This is a genomic window from Bradyrhizobium sp. BWC-3-1, assembly GCF_032917965.1.
In the GTDB taxonomy this organism is placed as follows: domain Bacteria; phylum Pseudomonadota; class Alphaproteobacteria; order Rhizobiales; family Xanthobacteraceae; genus Bradyrhizobium; species Bradyrhizobium canariense_D.
On the sequence record NZ_CP136625.1, the window covers coordinates 2901129 to 2913709 of the forward strand.

Annotated in this window: 9 protein-coding genes and 2 pseudogenes; 7 read left to right on the plus strand and 4 right to left on the minus strand. The window is 61.1% G+C overall.

Annotated elements, in window-relative coordinates; translation table 11 throughout:
• Window positions 1-47: 47 nt before the first annotated feature.
• The gene (locus tag RX329_RS13985) at window positions 48-215 is read right to left on the minus strand and encodes a hypothetical protein (RefSeq protein WP_317245970.1); all 168 of its coding nucleotides are present in this window, start codon (window positions 213-215) and stop codon (window positions 48-50) included.
• Between RX329_RS13985 and RX329_RS13990 the strand changes: the two genes are divergently transcribed.
• Together RX329_RS13990 and RX329_RS13995 are read left to right on the plus strand one after the other, a co-directional pair.
• On the plus strand, window positions 214-2304 hold the full coding sequence (locus RX329_RS13990; RefSeq protein WP_085360066.1) for a molybdopterin-dependent oxidoreductase: 2091 nt from the start codon (window positions 214-216) through the stop codon (window positions 2302-2304). The two genes, RX329_RS13985 and RX329_RS13990, sit on opposite strands and share 2 nt — an antisense overlap.
• Window positions 2305-2442: 138 nt before the next feature.
• Window positions 2443-3225, plus strand: coding sequence for an enoyl-CoA hydratase/isomerase family protein (locus RX329_RS13995; RefSeq protein ID WP_247441450.1), 783 nt, complete (start codon window positions 2443-2445; stop codon window positions 3223-3225).
• 48 nt (window positions 3226-3273) lie between these two features.
• Here RX329_RS13995 and RX329_RS14000 read toward each other — a convergent pair whose 3' ends face one another.
• Window positions 3274-4575, minus strand: coding sequence for a hypothetical protein (locus tag RX329_RS14000; RefSeq protein WP_317245971.1), 1302 nt, complete (start codon window positions 4573-4575; stop codon window positions 3274-3276).
• Window positions 4576-5997: 1422 nt separating this feature from the next.
• Here RX329_RS14000 and RX329_RS14005 point away from each other — a divergent pair.
• The 4 genes from RX329_RS14005 to RX329_RS14020 all read left to right on the plus strand — a co-directional run bounded on the left by RX329_RS14005 (window position 5998) and on the right by RX329_RS14020 (window position 9613).
• Window positions 5998-6948, plus strand: a complete 951-nt coding sequence (locus RX329_RS14005; protein WP_317245972.1) for an ArdC family protein — start codon at window positions 5998-6000, stop codon at window positions 6946-6948.
• Between the two features lie 108 nt (window positions 6949-7056).
• Window positions 7057-7299 (plus strand): hypothetical protein, encoded by a 243-nt coding sequence (locus RX329_RS14010; protein WP_085394633.1) that lies wholly within the window; start codon window positions 7057-7059, stop codon window positions 7297-7299.
• Window positions 7299-8360, plus strand: a complete 1062-nt coding sequence (locus RX329_RS14015) for a toprim domain-containing protein (protein ID WP_317245973.1) — start codon at window positions 7299-7301, stop codon at window positions 8358-8360. The genes RX329_RS14010 and RX329_RS14015 overlap by 1 nt, the downstream gene beginning before the upstream one ends.
• Window positions 8361-8689: 329 nt before the next feature.
• Complete coding sequence (locus RX329_RS14020; RefSeq protein WP_317245974.1) at window positions 8690-9613, plus strand: DUF2493 domain-containing protein; 924 nt, start codon at window positions 8690-8692, stop codon at window positions 9611-9613.
• A gap of 576 nt (window positions 9614-10189) precedes the next feature.
• On the opposite strand, the pseudogene RX329_RS41930 reads toward RX329_RS14020, so the two are convergent.
• Together RX329_RS41930 and RX329_RS14030 are read right to left on the minus strand one after the other, a co-directional pair.
• A pseudogene (locus RX329_RS41930) lies at window positions 10190-10420 on the minus strand (DUF736 family protein); the annotation flags it as partial.
• Window positions 10421-10902: 482 nt separating this feature from the next.
• Window positions 10903-11942, minus strand: a pseudogene (locus tag RX329_RS14030) (IS110 family transposase).
• Between the two features lie 204 nt (window positions 11943-12146).
• On the opposite strand from RX329_RS14030, the gene RX329_RS14035 reads away from it, so the two are divergent.
• Window positions 12147-12467, plus strand: a complete 321-nt coding sequence (locus RX329_RS14035; RefSeq protein WP_007605948.1) for a DUF736 domain-containing protein — start codon at window positions 12147-12149, stop codon at window positions 12465-12467.
• Window positions 12468-12581 lie beyond the last annotated feature (114 nt).

The following is a 12581-nucleotide window of genomic DNA, read 5'->3' on the forward strand; positions in this document are numbered from 1 at the left end:
CTTGTTGGCCGGCACTGTAGCGGCAGGGAAGGCGGACTGTCGACGCCTCACAAAGCCGATGGCGCCTGGAATATCCGGCGGTTTTCGGTGTGGCGGGTCTGCTCTTCGCGGTCGCGGTAGGAACCGGCGGCGCACGCGGTCTGAGCAAATCGCATGGGCATTGCCGGATAAATACCCTCGGCTGACAGGTCTTTTGGTGTTACCAAATTGGACATGAACCAGCACGCCAAGATCGAAATCCGCCATTCGACCTGTCCGCATGATTGCCCGTCGGCCTGTGCCCTCGACATCGAGGTGGTCGAGGGGCGCAGCATCGGTCGTGTCCGCGGTTCGAAAAAGCAGACCTATACGGCCGGCGTGGTCTGCGCCAAGGTCGCCCGTTATGCCGAGCGCATCCATCACCCCGATCGGGTGACCTATCCGATGCGCCGCACCGGGCCGAAGGGCTCCGGTCAGTTCGCGCGGATCAGCTGGGACGAGGCGCTGGACGAGATTGCGGATCGCTTCAACCAGGCCGAGCGCGAATTCGGCGCGGAGTCAATCTGGCCCTATTATTACGCCGGCACAATGGGGCTGGTGATGCGCGACGGTCTCAACCGCCTCACCCATGTGAAGAAATATTCGCGGTTCTATCAGACCATCTGCGCCAATGTCGGCCGCATCGGGTTCGCGATCGGCACCGGCAAGATCGCCGGCGTCGATCCGCGCGAGATGGCGCTGTCCGATCTGGTGGTGATCTGGGGCACCAACCCCGTCAACACGCAGGTCAACGTGATGACGCACGCCGCCCGTGCCCGGAAGGAGCGTGGCGCCAAGATCGCGGCCGTCGACATCTACGACAACGAGACCATGAAGCAGGCGGATATCAAGATCATCCTGCGGCCCGGCACCGACGGCGCGTTCGCCTGCGGCGTGATGCACGTCCTGTTCCGCGACGGCTATGCCGATCGCGCCTATATGGACAAGTACACCGACTGCCCTGATGAGCTCGAGGCGCATCTGAAGACGCGCACGCCCGAATGGGCGTCGGCGATCTCAGGCGTGCCGGTGGCGGAGATCGAGGCTTTTGCCAGATTGGTCGGCGAGACCAAGCGGACCTTCTTCCGGCTCGGCTACGGGTTCACCCGCTCGCGCAACGGCGCGGCGCAGATGCATGCTGCAAACTGCATTCCCGCGGTGACCGGCGCCTGGCAATATGAAGGCGGCGGCGCCTTCTTCAACAATTACGCGCTGTGGCACTTCAACGAATCCATCATCGAAGGCCACGACGCCATCGACCCGACCATCCGCGCGCTCGACCAGTCGCAGATCGGCCGCATCCTGACCGGCGATTCCAAGGCTCTGCACGGCAAGGGTCCGGTCAAGGCGCTGCTGATCCAGAACACAAACCCGATGACGGTGGCACCGGAACAGGCACTGGTGCGGCAGGGGTTTGCGCGCGAGGATCTGTTCGTCGCGGTGCACGAGCAGTTCATGACCGAGACGGCCGAGATGGCCGACATCGTGCTGCCGGCGACGATGTTCATGGAGCATGACGATCTCTATTACGGTGGCGGGCACCAGCACATCTCGGTCGGCCCGAAGCTGATCGACCCGCCCGGCGAGTGCCGCTCCAACCACGAGGTTTTGCAGGCGCTGGCGCCGCGGCTTGGCGCCAGGCATCCAGGGTTCGAGCTGACGCCGCGTGAGTTGATCGACGCGACGCTGAAGCTGAGCGACCACGGCGACATTGCCGGCCTCGAAGCCGATCTCTGGCGCGACCTGCAGCCGGACTTCCGCACGTCGCATTATCTCGACGGCTTCGCCCATGCCGACAGGAAATTCCATTTCAAAGCGGATTGGGCGCATCCGCCGTTCGGCCAGACGATGGGTGACTTCGACAAGATGCCGTCTCTGCCGGACCATTGGGCCGTGATCGAGCATTCCGACCAGGCCCATCCGTTCCGGCTTGCCACGAGCCCGTCGCGCAGCTTCCTCAACACCACCTTCAACGAGACGCCGTCCTCCCAGGCGCGCGAGGGCAAGGCGAGCGTGATGATCCATCCCCTGGATGCGGCCGCGCTCGACATCGCCCATGGCGACGCCGTGACGCTCGGCAACACCCGCGGCGAGACAACGCTGATCGCCACGCTGTTCGAGGGCGTGCGCCGGGGCGTGCTGATCGCGGAGTCCGTTCATCCCAACAAGAACCATATCGGTAACCGCGGCATCAACATGCTGACGGGCGCGGACACGATCGCGCCGATCGGCGGCGCCGCTTTCCACGACAACAAGGTCTGGATCAGGAAAGCGGTGGCGGCCTGATCCGCAACATGCCTTCGATCGCGTTACAGTTTGTGTCGAGACGCTAAAGCGGCGCCGCGCCGCAAATTGCCCTTGCACCTTTGGCCCGAGCTGCCGCAAATGGCTGCAAAACGGAGAGCCCAAGGAAGCGAGCGCGCCATGACCGACACCACAGCCGTGATCACCGAGAAGCGCGGGCAGGCGCTCTGGATCACCATCAACCGGCCCGAGAAACGCAATGCGCTGAATGGCGAGGTCATCGCCGGCATCACGCGCGGCTATCGCGACGCGCATGACGACAAGGATGTCCGAATCATCGTGCTGACGGGCGCTGGCGATAAGGCGTTCTGCGCCGGCGCGGATCTGCAGAACTCCGGCGCGGCCTTCGCGATGGATCATTCGAAGCCGAATGTCGACTATGCCGATCTGCTGCGTTTGTCGCAGAACGCGACCAAGCCCGCGATTGCGCGCCTCAGTGGCGTCTGCATGGCAGGCGGCATGGGCCTGCTCTGCATGACCGACATGGCCGTCGCCGCCGATCACGTCATCTTCGGCCTGCCGGAAGTGAAGGTCGGCGTGTTCCCGATGCAGGTGTTGAGCCTGTTGCAGTCGATCGCGCCACCGCGCCTCGTCAACGAATGGGCGTTGACCGGCGAGCCGTTCGACGCGAAAGCGGCATTGGCAGCAGGCCTGCTGAACTACGTCGTGCCCACGGCCGAGCTGGATGCCAAGGTCGACTGGCTGATCGGCCGCATCGTCGACAAATCCCCGACCGCGATCCGTCGCGGCAAATACGCGATGCGCGCCATCGCCTCGATGTCGTTCGACGAGAGCATCGCCTACACCGAAAGCCAGATCGCGCTGCTTGCTATGACCGAGGATGCCAAGGAAGGGCTGAAAGCGTTCAGCGAGAAGCGCAAACCAGTGTGGACAGGAAAATAGGCGATTCTTTCAGCGTATTCATCGGTTCTGCCATAGGCCGACGTGCCTTTATTCCGACGGGAGATTGGCGTTTAGCCGGATAAGGAGAGATCTTGTCCGCTCTTCGCGACGCTTTTTTGTGGCAATGATCAACTGCCTGGCCGTACGCTTGGCGTAGGTTGGCAGTTGGCGACTTGATCTATGACGACCAGCCGCGCGCAACTCTGCATCCGTGAGATCGCTGTCGGCGCCCTCGGTAAATCCTCCGTGTCGGAAAGACCTAAAAGAAAGCTCCTGACGTAGGCCAGCCTCTGTGATGATGGTTTTTACCACACTACGGAGATAGCGGAGATCCTTGCGTGGGGTAATCCATGGGAGCGGGATTGCCGACTGACGATGCGCATGATCACGACGGAATACCAGACCGGAGAGGGTGGTCCTCTTGATCTCGTCGAGTTCCTCCATGAGTTCAGGAAAGAGAGGGGTGCCGGTTTCGTCCGATAGCGGCCACCAGGCCTCCTCTCCATTCTTCGGATGCACGATTCTGACGCTATTTGGCCGCTCGCGGGGTCGATAATGCGAAACGTCGAAGGCGCCGAACACGTGCTGCTCTCGTTGCAGCCACTCCCACGACAACAAAGCAGCTGTTGCAATCGAGCGGTAATCAAGCTTTATCGCGGCGGCTCTGAACGCGACGAGTTCGTCCCAGGTTGCGGTCGGTGTGGGCCGTATCGGCTGCCCAGGCGGATGAGATTTTAATCCCATCCGGGAAAACGGGTTGGTCGCTGGTACGATCCTTTCTTGAGCACGCTGACCAACGAACCAAGCACGGCGACAGGCCCCCATAGCCATAGTTACATAGCGACGGCGCTCGCGAACGACGACCTCTCCACTGTTGTTGACTTTCGTCACGACCAATAGTTTTCCATAAACTGCGTCGACGAACGCTTTGGTGAAATCGGAAAGCTGCTTAGACCCAGCGCGACTTCCATCTTTCAGCTCGTGATTGGCGAACAGTGCGAGACTTTTTGTGTAGTGCCGCTGTGTAGTGCTTTCGATTTCGGTCCACTTCTGGTGAGCTTGGAAGACGCCGACGAGCCAATCGAACGTGCCGGGTTCGATAGTCGCCGGCATGATGTCGCTTAGACCCCGTGAATGCCAACTGTCGAACGCCGGCAGGAGGACTTTCTCTACCCGCTCGACGGCACTTGCGTAATCGCAGCCTAGAGCTTCAGGGTTTAAATCGCAGCCCTGTCGACGGGCCCAGGTTGGGGGTGCAAAATAGTAGGCTATTCTATTCTTCGCCAATATTTTGCGGCGACAATAACGGGGCAGGCGCGGTGCCGTTTCAAGCGATATCACACCAGGCATAAAAGATCCTCCTCCTCCTTAAGATCTCCCTTTCCGATAGATGCTGCGAAGTGATCCATGGTCGCTTTTGACCAAACTGGCTGACGCAGGCGCCCTGTTCCGCGAAAGCCGATTGGCGGGGGGGAATCTCCTCGGCTGATCGCGCGCATGAGTTCGCTTGTGTCTCCAAAGTCAAGGTAAGCGGCAGCCATGTCCGCTCTCATCATCGTGGGCCAGGTTCCAGCGAGAGGGTAGCGGGCAGGTAGTGCGGTGTGCGACGAGACTAGGCGGTTTGATCTCACTGCTGAATGCCCGTGGTGTACATGTGCTGATTTCACTGACGAACGTGACGGGATCTGGTCGATCCAGATTGCTCTTCGCCCCTGGTTGGCGAGCGAGAGTTCGGATCGCGGACTAAGCGGAGTTTTACGGCCAAAGAGTTTCCTCCTCCACTGCGAAGCGCGGCCGGGCGGGAAAAGGCCGGATTGGCGCGCGAAAAGGAAGCCTTTGGTGTGCAGTTCTCCAAGAAAGCCCAATGTTGCTCGCGAAAGAAAAAGGGAACAGTTGCGGCGCTCCGTTGGCAGGGCCGGTATCCGGCAGGCAGCTGCTGTGGATGATAGATCAATAGTCAATCCGACAGTCCGATGGGAGACTTGTATCGAAGCCTTCGGATCGCTTTCGAGCGTCGGAATTTGAACGTGCGGGTTGGACTAAGCAGGCTATGGTTGCTGGGCTGAGCACTGCTCGGCCGGCCATTGCTCGAATGGTTCAATTGCTCACGTACTGGGACTGATAGTTGCAGATATCCGTGAGCTGCAAGCCTCTCGTGATGCGCTTGAGCCGGATGGACGATGCAAGGCAGAATGCAGCCCGAACTGCGCCTGGATGGGTAAATAGGACTAAAAGACTTTTCGACGCGCCGACGAATTCAAGCGACGAAACGAGGTCCTCTGGTCAAGCCCTGGCGAGTTCTCCCGTTTGCGCGCGCGCGGCTGCGCCGCAACGGGCTCTTGTGAACCGAGCCGCGCTGCGTCTCGGCCATCCGGCTTCGATCCCTCGCGCAGGGATAGCGGAGCTCCTCGCCGGGGGCACTCGGAAAAGGGGCTCGCCTTGCGGCGATCGCTATCACTGCCCCGTTCCCGGGTGCCGCTATTAAACCGGTCTCGTCGCTGCACTCGGACCCGCGTGCCGCTTCGGGTCGCTATGCTCACGCTCTCCGGGTGCCATTTTCCATAGGGCGATACGCCCCTGGCGCACGCCTCGTGCGGCCTGCGGCCCCGGTACCTCAACTCAATTCCCATGAAGATACGATGCAAGACGGGCTGCGTCACAGATTTCGCATTCTCTCAAGTAGGAGGAGAGAGTCAGAGTATCGGCCGGGTTTTGCCATGACGGGTTACAGGCTGCGAGAGAGGCTCGCGGTCCCCGTCGCGGAGACCCGCGATGTCCAGACATTATCCTCACGCGCGCATCGGTAAGGACCGGGCCAACCTTTACGACGACATCACCAACAAGATTATCGCCGAGTTGGAGGCTGGCCGAGTCCCGTGGGTGCAGCCTTGGGGCACCGCGGCGGCGAAGGGGCCTCTGGCCTTGCCGAAGAGTGCGGCGTCCGGCCGCCAATACAGCGGCATAAACATTTTAATTCTATGGGGTGCTGTGACCGAACAGGGATTTACAGGGCAGAGCTGGCTTACCTTCCGCCAGGCGCTGTCGCTCGGTGGCCACGTCCGCAAGGGCGAGCGCGGCACGACCGTCGTCTATGCCGACCGCTTTGTGCCTGCCTGCGAAGAGCGCCGCGCACATGAGGCCGGAGAGGAAGCTCAGGCTATTCCGTTCCTCAAGCAGTTCACAGTCTTCAACAGCGATCAATGCGGCGGCCTGCCTCCAGAGATCGCAACAACGGCGCCGCCTCCGCCGCCAGGCCTGATCGAGCCGCAGGTCGAATACCTGATCAAGGCGACCGGCATCGACTTCCGCATCGGCGGCAACCGTGCCTTCTATATGCCGACGGAAGATTATGTGCAGGTGCCGCCTCCGCAGGCCTATTTTGAACCAATCAATTGGCATCGAACGGCCCTCCACGAGCTGGCGCATGCCAGTGGCCATCCATCGCGTCTCAACCGTGACCTGTCAGGCAGCTACGGTACCAAGAAGTATGCCTTTGAGGAGCTGGTTGCGGAAATCTCGTCTGCGTTCAGTTGCGCCTCGCTCGGCATCGTGCCGACGGTGCGGCATGCCGACTATATCGGCTCATGGCTTGAAGTCTTGCGCGAGGACAAACGTGCCATTGTCCGGGCTGCTTCCAAGGCCAGCAAGGTTGCCGATTATCTGCTTGGCTTTCTCCCAGAACCCGTCGGCGACATGCCGAGGGAGGACCAGCAGGCGACGTAAGGCTCTGCTTGGTGGCCGCGGGCACAAGAGTAAGAGGGGCAGGGTCGTTTCCGTGACGGGTTGGAGGCCGAGAGAGAGGCTCCCGGCTGCCCGTCGTGGAGAATCAGCATGCCAAAAGCTGTCCAAAAGATCACGTCGGCCGATGTCGGAGTGACCCGTGGAAAGCACATCGAAGTGTCGGGATCCCATGCCAAGATGCGCAAGATCTTGCGAGGTTACGGGCACTTTGGAGAGATCATCTTCTGTAATCTCCGCATGTTCGTGCGAACGGTCGCAAGTGGCATAGAGATGCTGTCGAAGGTACGCGACCGGCATCCAGCCGAAGGTGTCCTTTGGCAGGAGGCGGCCTGATGTCCCGCCAACCTTGCGAACTGGCACGCCGCCTCGCGCGAGAGGCGGAGGCGGTATGCCGACACTATCTCTCCAATGGCAAGCGGGCGGGGCGGTATTGGGTGGTCGGCGACGTCCACAACAACCCGGGCCGCTCATTGTTTGTACGGCTCCAGGAATCGCCGAAGGGAGCGGCGGGCAAGTGGACCGATGCCGCAACCGGCGCGCATGGTGATCTCCTCGACATCATCCGCGAAACGCTGGCTTTGCGAGACTTTCGTGAGGTCGCCGAGGAGGCGAGGCGCTTTTTGAACCTGCCTCGCTCTGAGCAGAAGCCGGCCCCAAGACCTATTCCCTCAGTCGTACCGCCCGGATCGCAGGAAGCCGCCCGTCGGCTCTTTGCGATATCCCGCGCGATCGAGGGGACCATTGCCGAGGCTTATTTGCAGGGCCGCGGCATAACCCGCATCCACCATGGCGGCAGTCTGCGCTTCCATCCACGCTGCTACTATCGGCCGGACGACCATCTGCCGACCGAAACCTGGCCGGCAATGATTGCCGGCGTCACGGATCTCGATGGTCGGATCACCGGCGTGCACCGCACCTGGCTCGATCCGGACGGCTTTGATCGCGTGCGGCTCGGTAAGGCTCCGATCGATACCCCACGACGCGCGATGGGCGATCTGCTCGGTAACGCCGTTCGGTTCGGCCTGGCGGATGACGTGCTCGCTGCCGGCGAAGGTATCGAGACCATGCTTTCGCTACGCTACCTGCTGCCGACTATGCCGATGGCGGCCGCGCTTTCGGCTAATCACCTTTCCGCCATGACGCTGGCGTCTAGCCTGCGCCGGCTCTACATTGCGCGCGATGCCGATGCCGCCGGTGGTGCGGTGGTGGCAACTCTCAGCCAGCGCGCAGCAGACGCCGGCATTGAAGTGGTCGTGCTGTCGCCCCGGATGGGCGACTTCAACGAAGATCTGCAAGTCTTCGGTCTCCAGGCCCTCCGAGCAGCGCTGCGGTTTCAGCTTGCGCCAGAGGATGTCGTTCGCTTCCTGCATTCGTCGATCGTGGCCGCGGAATAGCTCCCGGTCTTCGATCGACGTTGATGGGCCGGTCATAGGCGAGGCCAATACCGGAAGAGGACGCGACCTCGGCCTTTTAGGGGGCGATCGGACGGCAGCCGGCCCGGGCCGGCAATGGCTGCGTCCGGCTATTTTCCGCCGCGCGCCAGCGATGTGAAGACACATCATGCAGTTGGCCGCGCGCTTTGCATCGCGAAGCAAAATAGCCGGCCTCCGCCATCCTCCGCTGCCGCTTCGGCCCTGTCGGGTTCTGGCCCGGTCGGCCCGCCGTCAGAGGATCGCCACGAAGACCGCGATGGTCGCGGCCGATCCGGCAAAGGACCTCTTCCATGACCGACGATGACGACATCGAACCGCCGCATGCCTCTTCCCCGACCGACCACATCGTCACTGAATTACAGCTGTTCGGCTATCGACCCTTCGACGACCAACCCGATCCAAGACCGCTCCCGGAGGGCAAGATGATCGTCGGCGCCATAGCGGACATCTTTGATGCCCTGGTTGCGACCCTGAACGACACGCGACTTGAGCCGGACCTTGACGATCTGCTCTGGTCGACTGTCAACCTGTTCCATCGTGCCCTCGACCGCATCGAACGGCAGCTCGATAACAACGAACAGGCGCAGCATAAGAGCCAGCACGAGCAGAATGGCTCGGAAGTGCGATCGGTCGAACTCGAGCGCCTGACGGCCGAAGGGCTCACCCTGATCGAGCGCCGCAACTGCCTGGAACTGTTCCGGGATCAGGCCATCGAGCGATTTGAGGTCCACACCGGCTCAGCTTGGCGTCCTCGGTCGGGATCATTGGTCAATCACCGAACCCTCACCGCAGCAATGATCGACTCCCGCGACTTCATCGCCGCCAAGCGTCGTTCCGAGACCGAGGTCATGTTGCCACCAGGACCGAAAATTGCACTCACCGGTGGGCTCGACTTCAATGACCATCATCTGATCTGGGATCGTCTCGACAAGGTTCATGTCAAGCATCCCGACATGGTCCTGCTCCATGGCGGCTCGCCCAAGGGTGCCGAACTGATCGCCTCCAAATGGGCGACCACCCGCAAGGTACCTCAGATCGCCTTCAAGCCTGACTGGACGAAACATGCCAAGGCTGCCCCCTTCAAGCGCAACGACGCCATGCTCGAACTCCTGCCAATCGGCGTCATGCATTTCCCGGGCACGGGAATTCAGGATAATCTCGCCGACAAGGCGAAGCGGCTCGGCATTCCCGTCTGGAAGTTCGGCGGCGCATGAGCGCCGTCGCCTCGAAGACGCCAAGGTGGAGTTGCACGCCCCGACTCCGCCTCGTTTCGTTTTTACATCCAAAACTGCGCCGTGGTGGTGGCGGAAGGCGCGATTGATTAATCCATGCACATGGAGCCCCACCATGCTCGCGCTTGGGCTTGTTCTCAACACACTCGGCATTGGCTTGTTCTGCTGGGCTATCTTTGCGCTCGCGGTGTATGCGCTACCGTTTTTCATCGCACTCAGTATTGGGATGTTGGCATTTCGTGATGGCACGAGCGTCTTCGGCGCACTGCTTATCGGAACGGCCGATGGCGCGTTGACGCTTGCCGCTGCTCAGGTCGCCGTCGCCCTTAGTCGGTCCTTGGCGTTGCGCGTCGCGATCGCAACCGTATTCGCGGTCCCTGCGGCAATCGCCGGCTATCATGTCGTGTTTGCCCTATCGCAGATCGGGGTGCCTTCACTCGTTTGGCGCGAGGCCTTCGCTTGCGTAGGTGCGGTTTGCATCGGCGGCACGGCATGGACACGCTTGACCGTGTTAGCGCGGACCCGCCCTTGGCGTCGGCCGGGGTGGTGGAGAATATGCCTCGACCAACTCTCACAGCCGCCACGCATGAGTGACGAGGCTTCGTCGCCATCATCGGTCGAGCAAAAGGTCGCACGGCCCGCCACGTTGAACGAGGGATCATCGAGCTTGAGCGAGAGATAATCGCGGCCTTCTTCGGAGCGCTTGGACCAGGCTGCGCCAATCTCTGTCTGGCCCACGTAGCTGCGGTGGAGCAGCGCGCCGCGCTCGATCATTCCATCCGGGACGATATCGCCCTTTGCGGCAGATTGTTTCTCTTTCTGCGCCGAACCGTACCGACCCCTTGTTCAGCAGAACCGAGATTGGCCAGTCTTCTCCTCAAGATTGCGCTTCAGCACGCAGACCACGTGGCCTCTTTGATGGCTTGATCTGGCCGAAGACCGGCTGCGCCTCGATCGTCTGAGCCGCAACGCCGTTGCTGCGACTTTCTTCCCCTGGGCTGCGCCCATTCCTCGCGAGGCATGTGTGGACACCCCTTCGGTCAAGGCCTGAGTCGATAAAAATGAACGCCGGTAGAGTGCTTACATGTGTCCGGCCTTGATATTCGCAGCATGAACACTGCGGGGCCCTGATGAAGTCCGCGGATCATGGTCCCTATCAAGAAAGCGCATACAGGATGCTGTCACGCGATCGGGTTTTCCTGATCCCCGGTTCACAACCGGTTTTCATCACTTATCGATGCACGCCCTCCCGAACTGGCTGCCCTTTCAGGTCAGCCAACCGCTGCAGCCAACTCCGGCTGATAGTTCACGTTCCTCGCCATGACGGCCCATGCAATTCGCGCCATCTTGTTTGCCAAGGCAACAGTCGCGAGCCTGGGAGGTTTTCTATCCAGAAGCTTCTTCACCCAGCCGTAAAGCGGGGTTTGCTGTCCGGCACGAACCCGCCGCAATACTGATGTGGCTCCGAGTACGAGCAATACGCGGAGATGTCGGTCGCCTGCCTTAGTGATCCGACCATTTCGTTCTTTCCCGCCCGACGACGATGATTTTGGCGTCAGGCCCAACCATGCGGCGAACGCTCGACCAGATTGGAAGGCCGATGGATCGGGCATTGCGGCAACGAGCGCGGTCGCAGTGATTGTCCCAACGCCGGAACCGACGCCACCCTTCGGCTGGCTTCACTCGTTCGGTGCCAGGTGCGGAGTTCACGTTCCAGTTTCCTGATCTGCTCTTTGATGTTCTCGATCTGCTCCGCATACATCACGACTATGGACCGAACGAGCGGCGTAATTCCAAACTCATCGCCTTCGCGTCCCAGGACGCGGTCAATAAGCTCCGGAATACGCTCGATTCCCAACGGTGCGATAATGCCAAATTCCGATAGGTGACCGCGCAGCGCGTTAACAAGCATAGTTCGTTGCCGGATCAGCAATGCCCGGGTCCTGTGGACCACGAGCACCGATTGCTGCTCGATCGTCTTCACCGGTACAAATCGCATGGTCGGCCTGGTCAGCGCTTCGCAGATCGCCTCAGCGTCGACGGCGTCGTTCTTCCCGCGTTTGACATACGGCTTTACATACATCGGGTTCATCATCCGAACGCCGTGGCCCAGGGCGCCCAGCTCTCTGGCCCAGTGATGGGCCGAGCCGCACGATTCCATCCCGATGTGGCTGGGTGGAAGCTTCTTGAAATAAGCGACGAACTCAGCTCGAGCGAGCTTCTTGCTCGTCACTTCTCCAGTCTCATGATCGATTGCGTGAACCTGAAAAACCCGCTTTGCGATATCAACGCCAATCGTAAATCCAGACATGCGCACCTCCTGATAATTTCTAGGGACCAAGATCCCCAGCCTGAGGCTTGGTGGTGGGGGTGTCCACATCATCAAGAAACTCGCCGCAACGACGTCCTCCGCTGCGCTCCGGCCCGAGCGGGTGCGTCGCCGATCGTCCTCGGCCTCTAGATCGCCATCGAGGCCTCGGTGGTCGCGGGCTCGAAACACAACAGGAGAAGTGACATGGCTAACATCGGTTCTTTCAAGAAGGTCGGCAACGATTTCCAGGGCGAGATCATCACTCTGAGCCTGCAAGCCAAGGGCGTCCGCATCGTCGCCGAGACGAACCGCTCCAACGACAACGCTCCCAGCCACCGCATCTATGTGGGCCGGGCGGAGATCGGGGCAGCCTGGTCGAAGCGCTCCGAAGAGGGACGCGACTACCTCTCGCTCAAGCTCGACGACCCCTCCTTCAACGCGCCGATCTACGCGAACCTGTTCGATGAGGAGGGCGGCGAAGGCTACACCTTGCTCTGGTCGCGGCCGCGCAAGAACGGCGAGTAAGACTCTGTCCAAGGCCCCGCCCGATCCTCGGGCGGGGCCTTCTAAGCTCCTAGCTCAGTACTCGCGAGAGCGGGCGCTTCCTTGCGACGTTCATGGTGGCGTCCTGGCCTCGAG

Bases quoted from the DNA above. Each gene is read 5' to 3' on its own strand.
- RX329_RS14015 (WP_317245973.1), top strand. From the start codon at position 7,299: ATGTCCCGCCAACCTTGCGAACTGGCACGCCGCCTCGCGCGAGAGGCG.
- RX329_RS14035 (WP_007605948.1), top strand. From the start codon at position 12,147: ATGGCTAACATCGGTTCTTTCAAGAAGGTCGGCAACGATTTCCAGGGC.
- RX329_RS14020 (WP_317245974.1), top strand. From the start codon at position 8,690: ATGACCGACGATGACGACATCGAACCGCCGCATGCCTCTTCCCCGACC.
- RX329_RS13995 (WP_247441450.1), top strand. From the start codon at position 2,443: ATGACCGACACCACAGCCGTGATCACCGAGAAGCGCGGGCAGGCGCTC.
- RX329_RS13990 (WP_085360066.1), top strand. From the start codon at position 214: ATGAACCAGCACGCCAAGATCGAAATCCGCCATTCGACCTGTCCGCAT.
- RX329_RS14000 (WP_317245971.1), bottom strand. From the start codon at position 4,575: ATGCCTGGTGTGATATCGCTTGAAACGGCACCGCGCCTGCCCCGTTAT.
- RX329_RS14005 (WP_317245972.1), top strand. From the start codon at position 5,998: ATGTCCAGACATTATCCTCACGCGCGCATCGGTAAGGACCGGGCCAAC.
- RX329_RS14010 (WP_085394633.1), top strand. From the start codon at position 7,057: ATGCCAAAAGCTGTCCAAAAGATCACGTCGGCCGATGTCGGAGTGACC.
- RX329_RS13985 (WP_317245970.1), bottom strand. From the start codon at position 215: ATGTCCAATTTGGTAACACCAAAAGACCTGTCAGCCGAGGGTATTTAT.